At 70.9% G+C, this 14,545-nt stretch carries 13 protein-coding genes; 4 read left to right on the top strand and 9 right to left on the bottom strand.

Features of this window, described 5'->3' with window-relative positions; translation table 11 throughout:
* Nucleotide 1: 1 nt before the first annotated feature.
* Together AB4091_RS01115 and AB4091_RS01110 are read right to left on the bottom strand one after the other, a co-directional pair.
* Nucleotides 2–1,186 carry an acyl-CoA dehydrogenase family protein gene (locus AB4091_RS01115; protein ID WP_442289885.1) on the bottom strand — a complete coding sequence of 395 codons (1,185 nt, stop codon included), beginning with the start codon at nt 1,184–1,186 and terminating at the stop codon, nt 2–4.
* Nucleotides 1,187–1,246: 60 nt separating this feature from the next.
* A complete protein-coding gene (locus AB4091_RS01110) occupies nt 1,247–2,830 on the bottom strand; it encodes a thiamine pyrophosphate-dependent enzyme (protein WP_442289884.1) in 1,584 nt (527 codons plus the stop codon).
* 211 nt (nt 2,831–3,041) lie between these two features.
* Here AB4091_RS01110 and AB4091_RS01105 point away from each other — a divergent pair, with 211 nt between their 5' ends.
* The 4 genes from AB4091_RS01105 to AB4091_RS01090 all read left to right on the top strand — a co-directional run bounded on the left by AB4091_RS01105 (nt 3,042) and on the right by AB4091_RS01090 (nt 7,466).
* Nucleotides 3,042–4,304 (top strand): CaiB/BaiF CoA transferase family protein, encoded by a 1,263-nt coding sequence (locus AB4091_RS01105; protein WP_442289883.1) that lies wholly within the window; start codon nt 3,042–3,044, stop codon nt 4,302–4,304.
* On the top strand, nt 4,305–5,189 hold the full coding sequence (locus AB4091_RS01100) for an HpcH/HpaI aldolase/citrate lyase family protein (protein WP_442289882.1): 885 nt from the start codon (nt 4,305–4,307) through the stop codon (nt 5,187–5,189).
* Nucleotides 5,186–5,986, top strand: coding sequence for a cyclase family protein (locus tag AB4091_RS01095; RefSeq protein ID WP_442289881.1), 801 nt, complete (start codon nt 5,186–5,188; stop codon nt 5,984–5,986). Before AB4091_RS01100 ends, AB4091_RS01095 begins: the two co-directional genes overlap by 4 nt.
* A gap of 70 nt (nt 5,987–6,056) precedes the next feature.
* The gene (locus tag AB4091_RS01090) at nt 6,057–7,466 is read left to right on the top strand and encodes an MmgE/PrpD family protein (protein WP_442289880.1); all 1,410 of its coding nucleotides are present in this window, start codon (nt 6,057–6,059) and stop codon (nt 7,464–7,466) included.
* Between the two features lie 36 nt (nt 7,467–7,502).
* Here AB4091_RS01090 and AB4091_RS01085 read toward each other — a convergent pair whose 3' ends face one another.
* The 7 genes from AB4091_RS01085 to AB4091_RS01055 form a co-directional block, all read right to left on the bottom strand.
* Entirely contained in the window at nt 7,503–8,690 is a 1,188-nt protein-coding gene (locus tag AB4091_RS01085; RefSeq protein WP_442289879.1) for an FAD-dependent monooxygenase, read from the bottom strand.
* Nucleotides 8,691–8,701: 11 nt separating this feature from the next.
* Entirely contained in the window at nt 8,702–9,670 is a 969-nt protein-coding gene (locus AB4091_RS01080; RefSeq protein ID WP_442289878.1) for a cupin domain-containing protein, read from the bottom strand.
* A gap of 10 nt (nt 9,671–9,680) precedes the next feature.
* Nucleotides 9,681–10,571 carry a fumarylacetoacetate hydrolase family protein gene (locus AB4091_RS01075; RefSeq protein WP_442289877.1) on the bottom strand — a complete coding sequence of 297 codons (891 nt, stop codon included), beginning with the start codon at nt 10,569–10,571 and terminating at the stop codon, nt 9,681–9,683.
* A 93-nt stretch (nt 10,572–10,664) separates the two neighbouring features.
* Complete coding sequence (locus tag AB4091_RS01070) at nt 10,665–11,402, bottom strand: IclR family transcriptional regulator (RefSeq protein WP_442289876.1); 738 nt, start codon at nt 11,400–11,402, stop codon at nt 10,665–10,667.
* 138 nt (nt 11,403–11,540) lie between these two features.
* Entirely contained in the window at nt 11,541–12,332 is a 792-nt protein-coding gene (locus AB4091_RS01065; protein WP_442289875.1) for an IclR family transcriptional regulator, read from the bottom strand.
* Between the two features lie 141 nt (nt 12,333–12,473).
* A complete protein-coding gene (locus tag AB4091_RS01060; protein ID WP_442289874.1) occupies nt 12,474–13,355 on the bottom strand; it encodes an alpha/beta fold hydrolase in 882 nt (293 codons plus the stop codon).
* A gap of 5 nt (nt 13,356–13,360) precedes the next feature.
* Nucleotides 13,361–14,527 carry an acyl-CoA dehydrogenase family protein gene (locus AB4091_RS01055; RefSeq protein ID WP_442289873.1) on the bottom strand — a complete coding sequence of 389 codons (1,167 nt, stop codon included), beginning with the start codon at nt 14,525–14,527 and terminating at the stop codon, nt 13,361–13,363.
* Nucleotides 14,528–14,545 lie beyond the last annotated feature (18 nt).

Genomic DNA, 14,545 nt, shown 5'->3' with positions numbered 1-14,545 from the left:
CTCAGAAGCTCTTCGGCATGCCGAGGTCTCGGTGCGCGATACCCGCGAGGACGAGGTTGGTGGAGATCGGAGCGATGAGCGGACCACGAGCAGCGCGGAACTTCTGCTCGATGCCGTACTCGGAGGCCAGCCCTGCCCCACCGAAGGTGTCCATCGCCGCGTTCGCGGCGTTCCACAGCGCCTTCGACGAGAGCAGCTTGGCGGTGTTGGCGTAGAAGCCGTCCCGGCTCCCCTCCTGGAAGACCTTGGCCGCGTGCCAGCGCATGAGGCTCGCAGCCCGCAGCTCGGTGAAGGCAGTCGCCAACGGGAACTGGATGCCCTGGTTCATGCCGATCGGGCGGCCGAACACCTCGCGCTCCTTGGAGTACTGCACGGCGCGGTCGAGGAAGTAGAGGCCCGAGCCGATGTACTCGCTGGAGACGAGGAGTCGCTCGGAGTTCATCCCGGAGAGGATCACCCGAAAACCCTTGCCCTCCTCGCCGATCCGGTTCTCGACGGGCACGCGCAAGTCGGTGATCGTCAGCTGGTTCGTGTGGTGGCCTGACATCACCTTGATCGGGCGGTACTCGATCTGGCCGTTCTGCTTGGCCTCACGCACGTCGACGAGCAGGACGGTGATGCCATCGGTCTTCTTCTCGACGTCCTCGTACTTCTCGGTGCGCACGAGCAGGAGCATGAGGTCGGTCTGGTGGAAGCGCGACGTGTAGATCTTGCCGCCGTTGACGACGTACTCGTCGCCCTCCCGACGCGCGAACGTGCGGATGCGGGTGGTGTCCGTGCCGGCGTCGGGCTCGGTGATGCCGAACGACTGCAGGCGCAGACCGTCGTTGGCGATCTGCGGGAGCCACTGCTGCTTCTGCGCGTCCGAGCCGTGCCGCAGGATGGCTCCCATCTGGTACATCTGCGCGTGGATGGCTCCGGCGTTGCCACCCCACCGGTTCAGCGTCTCGAGGAAGAGTGCCGCGTCCGGGATGGTCCCGCCGCCGCCGCCGTACTCCTCGGGGATGAGCAGGGAGAGCCACCCGCCGTCGGTCAGCTCCTTGACCCACTCGGCGGGATAGCGGCCCGACTCCTCCACCTCGATCCAGTACTGCATGTCGTACTTCCGGGCGATGTCCGACACCGTGTCGCGCAACGCCTCCTGGTCCTCGGTGAGGATGTCCTCGGCAAGCCAGTCCTGGGCCATGGCGGCCTCCTTCTCGTTCTCGGGGGATTGCGCGGGTTCGCTCCGCCCGCGCGCTGGTGGTCAGGCAGTCGCCTCCACGGCGACCTCGAGCAGGAGGGGTTCGGTCCGCTCCCGCAAGGTGGGAAGGATGCGGTCGAGCTCGTCGACCAGCTCGTCGTGCGTGGTGACTCGCCTTGTGGCGCAACCGAACCCGGCGGCGATGGTGGACACGCTCACGTCGTCGAAGTGCGGCCATGGCGGCTTGCCACCGTGGGCTGCGGCCAGCCGGTCCATCACGGCGTACCCCCCGTTGGACAGGACGACGAACAGGGTGCCGACGCGGTAGTGCTGTGCGCTCCAGAGTCCCTGCACGTTGTAGAGCGAGGCGCCGTCCCCGAGCACGGCCACGACGGGCCGGTCGGGCCGCGCCATCCGCACCCCGATGCTCGCCGGGAGGGCGAAGCCGAGGCCGCCCTGCGCGACGGTGACGAAGCCGAACGGGCGTCGCGTCGGGATGAGATCGAGCATGAGACGCCGGGTCGAGGGGCTCTCCTCGAAGACCGTCGCGTCCTCCGGCAGGCGCTCGGCCAGGGCGGCGTACACGTGCTCGGCCCGCAGGGTGCCATCCTCCGGGATCGGCACCGGCCGACGAGGGGTGGGCGCCGCGGTGGCCGCCCTCGAGGCGACGCGTGCAGCCAGGTCGCTGACGACGCCGGCCACGTCACCGAGCACGGCCAGGTCTGCTGCGCTGTAGGTAGCCTCTTCCGGGTCCGACGTGACGACGACGACGGACGTCCCGGCGTCGACGAACGGCCCGGGCTCCCAGGTCCCCTGGCGAAAGGCGGGGCCGCCCACGACGAGCACGAGGTCGTGGCCCGCCAGGGCCGCGCGCAGGGCCGCGCGCGTGGGGGGCAGGTGGCCCCGGAAACGAGGCGAGTCCTGGGGGAAGCCGGACTGCGAGCCGTGGGACTCCTGCCAGACCGGGCAGGCCAGACGTTCGGCGAGCATCGCCAGGCCGCTCCACGCCACCGCCGAGTCAGCGCCGGGGCCCACGACCAGGGCCGGCCTCTCGGCAGCGTCGACGAGCGCGGCCAGCTCGGTGGCCAGCTGCTCGTCCACGCCGTTCGCGACCCGCAGGCGAGCCGGGGCGGGCAGGGCGATCGTCTCGTCCGCCGGCTCGGACCAGTCGCTCATCGGCACGACGACGACGGCGGGGCCCCGCTGCAGGGCCGCCTCGTGGACGGCCCTGGCGATGGCAGCCGGCACGTCGGCCGGCCGGGCGGGCTGACGGAGGGAGACGGGGTAGCTGCCGGCCAGGCCCTCGAGGTGGCCGGCCAGGAACGGGTCCGAGGCCAGGTGGCGACGGTCCTGCTGGCCGACGAGGATGACGAGCGGCGCCTTGTTGGTGCGGGCGGTCGCGATGGCCCCGACCGCGTTGCCGAAGCCGGCCGTGGTGTGCAGCAGCACCAGCGACGGAGACCCCGTCGCGAGGGCGTGGCCGGACGCCATCCCGACGACCGAGCCCTCGTGCAGGCCGAGCACGAACTCGAAGTCGTCAGGCAGGTCGGTGAGCAGGGCGACCTCGGTCGAGCCGGGGTTGGCGAACAGCCGGGTCATCCCGAACTGGCGCAGCACCTCGAACGCTGCATCGCGAACGGTCGTCACGTCCTTGCCCCTCTCCGCTGGTGACCCGGAGCAGGAGGTGCCCCGGACACCGCCATCGTCAGGTGGCGTCCGACCCGGTGGCAGACCTTGTCGCACCCAGCGGAAGAGCCGCCCGGCAGTGAGCCCTTCCTCTCACTGGGTGAGGCGTCGTCTGACCGTCCGGAACCGAGCCCCCTAACGTCGCCGACGTCCCGCTCGAGCAGGAGGAACCATGTCAATGACCACGGGCACGCCGGCAGCGGCGTCAGCAGACGCCGAGCCCCACGCTGCGACGGGTCGGCCCGTCACGGGCGCCGCCCTCGACGACATCCGAGTCCTCGACATCGCGACCCTCTTCGCCGGACCGTCGGCGGCCACCGTCCTCGCGGACTTCGGCGCCGACGTCATCAAGGTCGAGCACCCCCGGAAGCCGGACCCGGCGCGGACGCACGGCCAGAGCAAGAACGGGATCGGCCTGTGGTGGAAGATCCTCGGCCGGAACAAAAGCGCGGTCACCCTCGACCTGTCGCATCCCGAGGGCCAGGAGGTCTTCCTCGAGCTGGTCCGCACCGCGGACGTGGTCATCGAGAACTTCAGGCCCGGGACGCTCGAGCGGTGGGGCCTGGGCTACGACCGGCTCCGGGGCGTGAATCCCCGCATCATCCTGACGCGAGTGACGGGTTTCGGGCAGACCGGACCACGCGCCACCGAGCCCGCCTTCGGCACCATCGCCGAGGCCATGAGCGGCTTCGCCCACTCCACCGGCCAGCCGGACGGCCCGCCGACCCTGCCGCCGCTGGCATTGGCGGACAACATCAGCGGCCTGGCCGCCGCGGTGGCCACCCTGACGGCCCTGCACCGTCGTGAACGCACCGGTGAGGGGCAGGTCATCGACCTGGCGATCATCGAGCCGATCCTGGCGATGCTCGGTGCTCAGGTGACCGTCTACGACCAGCTCGGGATCGTCACGCAGCGGCGTGGCAACCGGTCGGAGAACAACGCGCCGCGCAACACCTACCGCACCGCGGACGGCGACTGGGTCGCGATCTCGACGAGTGCACACTCGATCGCCGAACGGGTGATGGCGCTCGTCGGGCGCCCGGACCTCGTCCGGGAGCCGTGGTTCCACGACGGGTTCCAGCGGGCCCAGCACGCCGACGTGCTCGACGAGGCGGTGGGCTCGTGGATCGCGCAGCGACCGACGTGCGAGGTCGTCGCGCAGTTCGCCCGGGCGCAAGCCGCGCTCGCCGTCGTGAACGACGTGTCCCAGGTGGTCGCCGACGAGCAGTACGCGGCCATCGGTGCCATCGCCACGGTGGAGGACCAGGACCTCGGGCCGGTGCGGATGCCCAACGTGCTCTTCCGCATGTCGGAGTCCCCCGGGACGATCCGGCACACCGGGCGGGACCACGGTGCCGACACCGACCGGGTCCTCGCAGAGCTCGGAGTCGACGACGAGCGCCTCGCTCGGCTGCGTCGCGCGGGCGTGGTCTGAGTGCTGACCGAGATCGCCACCTGGCTGTACGTGCCCGGTGGGCGACTGTCAGAGCTGTTGCCCAAGGCCGCCCGGACGGCCGACGGCATCGTCATCGACCTCGAGGACGCCGTCCATCCGTCGGCCCGTGCTGGTGTGCGGGCCCTGCTGCCTGCCGCTCTGGCCACCATGGCCGGAGAGACGAGCCCGGGGGTCCGCGAGGACCGTCGGGTCCCGGTCGTCGTGCGGGTCAACCCGGTGGCCTCCACCGACTTCGCGGCGGACCTCGCAGCAGTCGGTCCCCTTCTCGCCGACGGGCGGGTCCAGGGCATCCGCCTGCCCAAGGTGGAGTCGCCGACGGATGTGAGCAGGGCGTATGCCGTCTCGCGTCGGTCCCTGGACCAGCCGCACCTCGTCCCTCTCATCGAGTCGGCCCTCGGTCTGCGCCACGCTGCCGAGATCGCCGCAGAGACCGGGGTGCACTCCATCACGCTGGGCGAGAGCGACCTACGCGCCGACCTCGGACTCCCGCGGGACGGGAGCGACAGCGGCCTGCTCCTCGCTCGTCTCACCGTCGTCCAGGCCGCGCGAGCGGCCGGCCTTCCTTCTCCCGTCGCGAGCGTCCACCCCCACGTGACCGACCTGGACGGCCTCCGCCGGTCGTGCGAGAGGCTGCGTCAGCTCGGGTTCTACGGCCGCTCGGTCATCCACCCCCGCCAGGTTCCTGTCGTGCGCAGTGCCTTCGCCCCCCGAACCGAAGAGCTGCGGTGGGCCACCGAGGTGATCGAGAGAGCCGTCGCGATGGACCACGCCGGCTCAGCCGCCACCACCCTGGACGACGGGAGCTTCGTCGACCCGGCGATCCTGCGCCAGGCCCAGCTGATCCACGAGCGGGCCCACGCGTGAGCACCGGACGTATGGCGGACGGGGCGACGGTGCGCGTCGTCGACCTGGCCCAGCCGCTGCATGCCGCCATCCCCACCTCCCCCAACCACCCGGGCTTCCGCCACGCCCTGTTGCGCCGGCACGGCGACGCGGTCAGGGTCGACGGGACGTCGGGAGCCAACGACCTGCTCGTCATGGGCACCCACACCGGCACCCATATCGACGCCCTCGCCCACATCAGCCACGAGGGCCTGCTGCACGGCGGCATCTCCGCCGCCGGGGCGCAGACGGGCGGCCGGTTCCTCGAGCACGGCGTCCACACGGTCGAGCCCATCGTGTGCATCGGGCACCTGCTCGACGTGCCGGCCGCGCTCGGTCTCCCACGGCTCGACCCCGGCCACGCTGTCACGGCCGACGAGCTGGCCCGCGCCCTCGGCGACCGCCGCCCCGCGCCCGGCTCGGCGTTGCTCGTGCGGACCGGCTGGGCGCAGCTGTGGGGCGCGTCCACCGCCTTCCTCGACCACGAGGGCGGGGTTCCCGGACCCGATGAGGACGCCGTCGCCTGGCTGGCCGCACACCGGCCACGGGTCGTCGGATCCGACACCACTGCCTTCGAACACATTCCCGCGGGAGAGGGCCACGCGCGCCTGCCCGGTCACCGGATCCTGTTGGTGGAGAAGGGAATCCCCATCATCGAGATGCTGAACCTGGAGGAGCTGGCCGGTCTGGGCCCCACGGCCTTCACCGTCGTGGCCGCACCTCTGCGCCTGGTCGGTGCGACCGGGTCGCCGCTGCGCCCTCTGGCACTCGTCCACTGAGCCGTCCCAACCCGTCCCGGAGGGCCGCCCGCAGGGCCGAGCGCTCCACCCTCGATCGTCCGGAGGACACATGGCCGCCGCTGGCACCACACCCATGGAGGGCACCGCGGTTGCCCGGCTCGCAGAGTTCGCCGCTGCCGCGGCGGCTCGACCACCGGAAGGGGCGCTCGACGATGCCCGGCAACGGCTCCTCGACGTCGTCGGGATCTCGGTCGCGGCATCGGACACCGCCCCGGCGCAGGTGGCCCGGACGCTCGCCCGCCGCTGGGGCGGGCAGCCCACGGCGACGGCGATCGGCCTCGACCTCGATGTCCCTGCCCCTTCCGCTGCCCTCGTCAACGGGACGCTGGCACACGCCCTGGACTTCGACGACACCCACGTGCCCTCGATCCTGCACCCGAGCGCGTCGGTCGTGCCGGCAGCTCTTGCTGCCGCCGAGGACGCCGGAGCCACGGGCCGAGTTCTCCTGGCCGCCATCGCCGCCGGGAACGAGATCACGATCCGCCTCGGCAACGCCGGCTACGATCCCGCGATCAACAACTCCGTCTTCTTCGACCGGGGCCTGCACGCCACCTCCATCTGCGGTGCGGTCGGTGCCGCGGCTGCTGCCGGCGTGGCCATGGGACTGGACGCCGAACGCCTTGCCCACGCGATGGCGATCGCCTGCAGCATGGGGGCCGGGCTACTCGAGGCCAACCGGGCCGGAGGATCCGTCAAGCGGATGCACTGTGGCTGGGCCGCACACAGCGGCGTGGCCGCCGCCCAGGCGGCGGAGGCCGGGCTCACCGGCCCCCCGACGGTCCTCGAGGGGCGGTTCGGGTTCTTCCGCGCCTACTGTGGCGACGTCTACGACGAGGGCGCCCTCCTCGAAGGGCTCGGCACCGAGTGGGAGACGGCCTCGTGCTTCGTCAAGCCGTATCCGACGAACGTCTTCACCCACACCGGCATCGATGCCGCTGTCGCGCTGCGCGAACGGGGGTTGCGTCCCGAGCAGGTCGAGTCGGTGCGCATCGGGGTGGCGGGGGCGACGCTGCGCACGATCGCCCAGCCACGCGAGGCGAAGATCCGCCCTGAGTCGGGCTATCACGCGCAGTTCAGCGGTCCGTTCACCTTCGCGCTCGCGCTGCGGGGCGGTGGCGGGCTGGGGGTGTACCTGGACGACTTCACCGACGCGGCGGTGCGCGACCCGCTCAACCTCGCGGTGGCCGTTCGGGTCGAGCACGGCTCAGACCCGCGGTGCGAGGCGATCTATCCGCGGCACTTCCCGTCCGTCGTCGAGGTCCGCACCGTCGACGGGCGGATCCTGCGCGAAGAGGTGCTCACCAACCGCGGCACGGCCGAGCGTCCGCTCAGCGATGCCGAGGTCCAGGTGAAGTACGACCTCAACGCCCGTCGGCTCGGGGCCGGGGCCGACGTCGTCGCGGAGCGCATCGCGCGCGTGCTCGACCGCCCCTCCGTGGCCGGCCTGCTCACCTTGTGAGCGGTGCTGCAGGCCGGCGCACGGCGCGCCTGGTCCTCAGATCGAGGCCGTCACAGCGTCGTAGGAGTAGAGCCAGTCGTAGCGGTCGGCGATCGGCTCGTCGCTCCACTCCCGCTCGAGGTAGGCCTGTGCACTCTCATCGGTCGCGAGCTCGCGGCTGTGAAAGCGGTCCGTGTTGGCTGTCGCGCCACGGACCATCCGGCTCGTGCGGCCGATCCGTGCCTCTTCGTAGCGCTTGAGGGCCAGCACGGGGTCGTCGCCGAAGGTGTCGAGAGCGCGGGCGAGCACGACACCGTCCTCGATGGAGTGGACGGCCCCCTGGGCGAGGAAGGGCAGCGTCGGGTGGGCGGCGTCTCCGAGCAGGCTGATCCGTCCCGATGTCCAGGAGGGAATGGGCTCCCGGCTGACGAGCGCCCACTTGAGCAGGCGGGGCGAGGTCGTGATCAGGGTCTGGATGTCCTCGTGCCAACCCTCGAAGTCGGCGAGGCACTCGTCGACCGTGCCGGGCTCGTTGCCCCCCGCCGCGGTCCAGGTCTTGCCCTCGATCGTGGCGACGAAGTTCATCAGCGAACCGCCGTGCAAGGCATACGTGACGGCGTGGCCGCCCGGCCCGATCCACGTCGAGCCGACGGGCGCCTGCAGGTGCGTCGGGAGGTCGCTCATGGGGATGAGCCCGCGCCACGCCACCATGCCCGAGAACTGTGGGTCGGTCGCGCCCCAGACGGTGTTGCGTACGACCGAGCGCACTCCGTCGGCACCGATGACGACGTCACCGGTCACCCGGCTCCCGTCCGCGAGAACGACACTCGCGCTCGACTCGTCCTGCTCGACGCCCACGACCCGTGAACCGAGCCGGATGACCCGCTCCCCGGCATCTCGCACACCGTCCTCGAGCGCCTTCAGCAGGTCCGGGCGGTACACCGTGAGGTAGGGATAGCCGTACCGCTCCACCGCCATCGGGCCGAGGTCGAACATCGGCCACGGACGTCCGGAGTTCCACAGCCGGAACTCCTTGCGCACCGGGTCGCACGAGCGCGCCCGCAACGCCCCGAAGACGCCCAGGTGATCCAGCACCCGGTTGCCGTTGGGGCTGATCTGGATCCCCGCTCCGACCTCGGTCAGCTCCCGCGCCTGCTCCAGGACCGTGACCTGCACCCCGCGCTGCAAGAGCGCCAGGGCGGCCGTCATTCCGCCGACTCCACCGCCGGCCAGGACAACGTGCATCTGCTTCTCCTTCAGAGATTCTCGGTGCGCAGCAGCCCGAGTGCGGCCAGGACCGGCTCGTCGCTCGATCGGACGAGCCGAGCGGACTGGGACACCGTGTGCTGGTAGGGCCTCCAGGCCGGAACAGCCACGATGTCGCCGCGCTCCCACGCGAGCGTCTCGCCGTCGACGACCGTCTGACCGGCCCCCTCGACGACGGTGAAGATCGAGTTCGCCGTCGTGCGCTGCCGGGCAGAGGTGAAGCCGGCGCCGAGCTCCTGCACGTGCAGTGCGACCGTCGGCATCGCCGGGCCCCCCAGCTCGATCTCACGTTCGGCCATGCCGTGCGGCGGCGCCTCCGTCTGTGCTGCGAGACGTGCCAGCGAGTCGTCCCAGCGGAACGCGATGGGCGACGTCTCGACCTCCCGAGGCTGTGCCTGGACGCCGTCAGGGTGCTTCTCGAAGAACATCGGCTCGAGGAGGTGGACGAGCGGCACATCGAGGATGTCGACCCAGTAGCAGTCGTCGGGACCGCTGGCGGAGTGCTCGTGCCAGGCCCAGCTGGGCGTGAGGAGCACGTCACCCGGGCGCATCTCGACCCGATCGCCGTCGACGACGGTGTAGGTGCCGCATCCGTCGAGGATGATCCGGAGGGCTGCGGGCGTGTGATGGTGCGCGAGCGCGACCTCGCCCGGCTTGATGAGCTGGTATGCCGCCACGAGGGTCCGCACGGTGGCGTAGAGGTTGCCGTCGACGGGGTTCGTCAGGGTCAGGTTGCGCCGGTCGGCCATCTGGTGGTCGACGAGGCGGCCGGCCACCTCGAGGGCGGCCTTGACCTCGACGTAGCGCCACAGGTGCGGCAGGAAGTTTCGTCGCGGCTCCGGCCAGAGCGCCGGAGCGCGACGGTGCCAGCCGCCCTCGACGCTCAGGTCGTCGAACACGGCATACAGGGCGTCGAGGTTGTCGATGTCCTCCACGGACGTGGAAGGGGTCGAGGTCATGTCGGGCTCCTCAGTGCTGCTTGACGATGGGTGGGTCGTACGGGCGGGCAAACACCTCGGTGCGCCCGTTGGTGCCCTGGACCACGTCGACGCTCATCTCGCCGACGCGCTCGATGCTGATCCGGATGGTGTCGCCGTCGGTGACGGGTCCGACCCCGGCGGGGGTGCCGGTCGCGATGATGTCGCCGGGGTGCAGGGTCATGACCGCCGAGGCCATCTCGACCATCCCGGGGATGTCGAGGACGAGGTCACGGGTGTTGGCGTGCTGCCGGAGCTCATTCCCGACCCAGAGCTGCATCCCGAGCTGGGTGGGATCGCCCACCTCGTCCGCCGTCGTGATCCACGGGCCGACGGGACAGAAGCTGTCGTACGCCTTGCGGAAGACCCGTTCCTCTCGCCCGCGCACCACCATGTCGAGCAGGCAGGCGTAGCCGAAGACGTGCGCCTGCCAGTCGGCGCGGGGGATGTCCCGGCCTCCGGAGCCGATGATGATGGCCAGCTCGGACTCGTGATGGACCTCGCGGCCGGTGACGGCGGGCAGGACGACGGGCTCGCCGGCTCCGGAGAGCGACGACGGCGGCTTGAGGAAGAATCCCTGCACGTCGGCGCGGTACTGCGCCTGCATCTCCCGGCCGTGGTCGTGGTAGTTGACCGGGAACGCGATCACCTTGTTGGGCCACGGCACCGGGGTCCGCAGGGTGACGTCGGACAGCGGCTGCGCGGGCCCCCGAGCAGCTGCCCGGGCCAGTACCGGGCGGACGGCCTGGAAGTCTCGGATCAGCCGGTTCATCCCGACCGGCGGCCACTCCCCCGCGCTGAGCTCCAGCGCGTCGGTGACGTCGACGATGCCTTCCCCGACGACCACACCGATGCGGTCATCGTCGAAACGGGCGATCCTCATGGCGCTCCTCGGGACTAGGCAGATGGTTCCTGCCCATCCTGCGAGTCCGGCTGCGCCTCCGTCAGAAGTCCTCGCACCTACCGGAACACCCCCTCAGACGGGTCGCTCCGCACGGCCGCCGACCGCTGCCCCGATCTCGTTCGCGATGGTGAACACGTCGTCCTTGACCTCGGAGTACCGCTGCAGGGTCAGTCGCGTGGAGGATCCCGAGATGCTGAGCGCGGCAACCACCTCCCCGTCACCGCCACGGATGGAGGTCGCGGCGCCGCTCAGTCCCTTCTCGCGCTCGTCGATGGAGACCGACCAGTGTGTCTCCCGGATCCTGGCGAGCTCCTCGTCGTCTGGGATCGAGCTCCTGCTCTTCCTCGCCTCGGCACGGACCTCCTCGAGCACCGTGCTCGGCGAGAAAGCCAGGAGCAGCTTGCCGGAGGACCCGATCCCGAGCGGCTGCAGACCGCCGGTGGGGACGACGGGTCTAAGGGCCGCCCGTCCCTCGACGGAGGCGAGGCAGACGCGATGGGAGCCGTGCCGGATGTAGAGGTGCACGCTCTCGCCCGTGGAGTCCCGGAGCCGGTGCATCCACGGCTCGGCGACGCCGCGGATCACGAACGAGTCGGCTGCGCTGGCGCCCCAGGAGAGGAGCCGCGGGCCCAGGGCGAACAAGCCCTCGGGGGTGCGACGCGCGATCCGCAGCTCTGTCAGCTCCGTCAGCAGTCGGTGGACCGACGACTTGGGCAGCCCGAGATCATCGGCCACCTCGGCCAGACGCATCGGGCGTCCGGCCCGAGCGAGACTGTCGATCGCCTGGGTCGTCTTGACCAGCACGGACATGGGTGGTGCTCCTTCGTGTCTCGAGGTGCGCGTCGCGTACGGGCGACCGCCCGCGGTGAGGGACGAGCACCGCGACGGTCGTCCGTCGTCGGCGGTCAAGGGTATTCGCGAGCGGCGCCTCGCACATGACCGAACGCCTCAGGCGTAGCGACGCACGGGGTGCAGGCCGCCACGGCGGCCCAGGCCGCGGTGCCCGAGGCCGCGGGAGGTCAGCAACGCTGCCTCGAGGACCACCCGGGCCAACGCTGCTGCGTTCAAGGGTTCCGGGAGCAGCCTGACGGACACGGCGGCCCGGACCTGACCGTCCTCGTCGAAGATCGGAGCGGCGATGAGCATGCCGTCCGCAGGCACGCTGGATCGGCTCACGGCATACCCGTGGCGACGGACGTCGCCGAGCTGCTGGCGCAGCACGAAGTCCCCGCTGTCGTCCAGCTGCTGCCCGCGTTCGCCGACCATCTCGTCGAGTGGCAGGTGTGCGAGCATCGCGAGCCCACCCGCCCCTTGCGCCAGCGGGACCCGTCGCTCCGGCTGCCAGGCGCCCGCGGCCTGGTGGCCGCAGATGAGGTCGCTGAGGATGGCGTGGTCGCGATCGCGCGACCACAGCGCGACGGGCGCCCCGGTGGCCGAGTAGAGGTCGACGAGGAAGGGCCGTGCCACGTCACGCAGACGGCGCACCTCGGGCACTCCCCAGCCGAGCCGCCAGAGGCGCCGACCGAGCCGGTAGCGCCCGCGGGACGCGCGCTCGACGGCTCCCCAATCGACGAGGTGCGCCAGCATCCGGTGGACCGTCGCCGGCGGGAGACCGGTCTGGGCGCACACTCCGGCGATGGTCTGTTCGGGGGTCTCGGCGCCGAAGCAGTCGAGGATGTCGAAGGCTCGGCCCAGTACGGAGCGCTTGTGATCGCCTTCGAGAAGGTTGCCTGACTCCATCGTCACTCCCATTATTCGAAACATCATTCCAATATGCTGAACGGTAGAGGTCGCGGGGTCCCCGTGTCAACGAGGTCTGGGAGAATTCCCCTCGGCTCGTCTGGCGCGCGCCGGGAACCCGTGCGAACCGGGAAGCGCCGGTCAGCTGGCGTGGCGCCGGGCGCGGAGGAAGCCCACGAGCAAGGCGTTGAACTCATCCGTCCGCTCGAACGGGACCCACAGACCGGTGCGGCCGTAGAGGTGCACCTGGACGTCCGGGATCCGACCCAGCAGGAACAGGGCGTTGTCGTAGCCCTGGACACGGTTGTCGCGGCCCCAGACGACCAGCGTCCGTGCGCGGATCCGGTCGACGTCGCGCCACACCTCTTCGGTGACCGGGCGGTTCTGCGTGCCCCGCCCTTCCGGCGCGCTCGTCATGAACTCCGGCTCGATGCTCGCCCGATAGCGTTCCTCGACAAGGTCATCCGTGATCGTCGACGCGTCGTACATCATCATCTCGAGGTACGACCGCATCTTGGCGCGTGAGGGGCCGTCACCGCCGTAGTAGGACTGGATGAGCTTCTGGCCCTCCGACGGCATCGGCGTGAACAGCGGGAGCCCCCCGGCCGAGCTGACGAGGACGAGGTCGTCGACGACCTGCGGGTGCTCGATGGCCAGCATCATGGCCGCAGCGCCGCCGGTGGCCATGCCGAGAACGTGGGCTGAGTCGATCTCGAGGGCGGCCAGCATGTCGGCGAAGACCTTCGCGTAGAAGGCGTAGCGGCCCCCGCTGACCTCGGGCTTGTCCGACCGGCCGTAGCCAGGCAGATCCACGACGAGGACCCGGAAGTGCTCGGCGAGGCCGGGCACGTTGGCCCCGAAGTTGCCCCAGCCGTAGGCACCCGGGGCGCCGCCGTGGACGCAGAGCAGCACGGGACCCGACCCGGCCTCGTGGTAGTGCACCCGGACACCTCCGGCGTCGACGAAGCGGCTCGTCGACTCCGCGGTGAACGGCACGGTCGCCGCTGTGCTCGGCACGCTCACGAACATCAGATCTTCACGTGGGCCGGGATCGGGTGGCCGAAGAGGTTCAGACCATAGGCCTGGAAGATGGGCCCGGACCCGTTCTGGACGTGGTGCAGCGCGGCCTGGGTGTCGCGCCAACGACGCTGGAGGGCGCCGCTCTGGTGCAGTGACCCTCCCCCGCTGAGCCGGAAGACGCTGTCCGCGGCCGCAGCCGCACGTTGGCTCGCCTGGACCTGGTTGCGACGCACCTCGGCTCGGAGCTCGAGCGGCACGACCTCTCCGCGCGAGACCATCTCGAAGACGCGTTCGACGTCCCACAGCACGTGACGCACGCTTGCGTCGATGTCGGCGGCGGCCGCACCCATCGCCGACAGCTGGAACGGGTCGAGGGCCGCCCGGCCACCACGCCCCTGCCGCGAGCGGGTCACCGCGACGTATGCGGCCAGGGCGCCCTTGGCCATCGCCAGGGTGGCCGTCGTGATGGCTCCCGAGAACATGACGTTGCGCGGCATCCGGAACAGCGGCACCGACTCGCGGCTGGGATCCTTGCCCCCGGTGCCGTCGGTCACGCCCTTCGTCTCGATCGTGCGGTAGTCAGGGACGAAGGCATCCCGGACCACCAGGTCCTTGCTGCCGGTGCCACGCAGTCCCATGACGTCCCAGGAGTCCTCGACGATCTCGTAGTCCGAGCGCGGGAGGAGGAAGTGCACGGCATCCGGCTCGGCGACGTTGCCGTCCTGGTCGGTGACGAGGCCACCGATCATGACCCACTGGCAGTGATCGGTGCCCGACGAGAAGTTCCAGCGCCCGTTGAACAGGTAGCCGCCCTCCACCGGTCTGGCCCGACCCATCGGCGCGTAGGGCGAGGCGACCCAGGTGTCCGGGTCCTCTCCCCACACCTCCTGCTGCACCCGGCGGTCACCGTGCGCCAGCTCGTGCGGATGGACGCCGACGACTCCGGCGACCCATCCCGCGCTGGGGTCGTGCGACCCGATCTCGAGGACAGCACGGAAGAAGTCCACGGGATGCGACTCCAGGCCCCCGAAGTCCTTGGGCTGGAGCATGCGGATCACGCCCGAGGCCCGCAGTGCCGAGGCCGTCTCGTCGGTGAGCCGCCCGAGCTCCTCTGCTGCTGCTGCGTTGGTCTCGAGCAGGTCTGCGATCTGTTCGATGTCGTCCAGGACGGCCATGGCCGCTCCTCTCGTCGA

The sequence above is a fragment of the Terrabacter sp. 2RAF25 genome (assembly GCF_052115265.1).
GTDB lineage: Bacteria > Actinomycetota > Actinomycetes > Actinomycetales > Dermatophilaceae > Terrabacter.
Note: the sequence above shows the minus strand (reverse complement) of the source record. Positions and strands in the feature narration are given on the sequence as shown.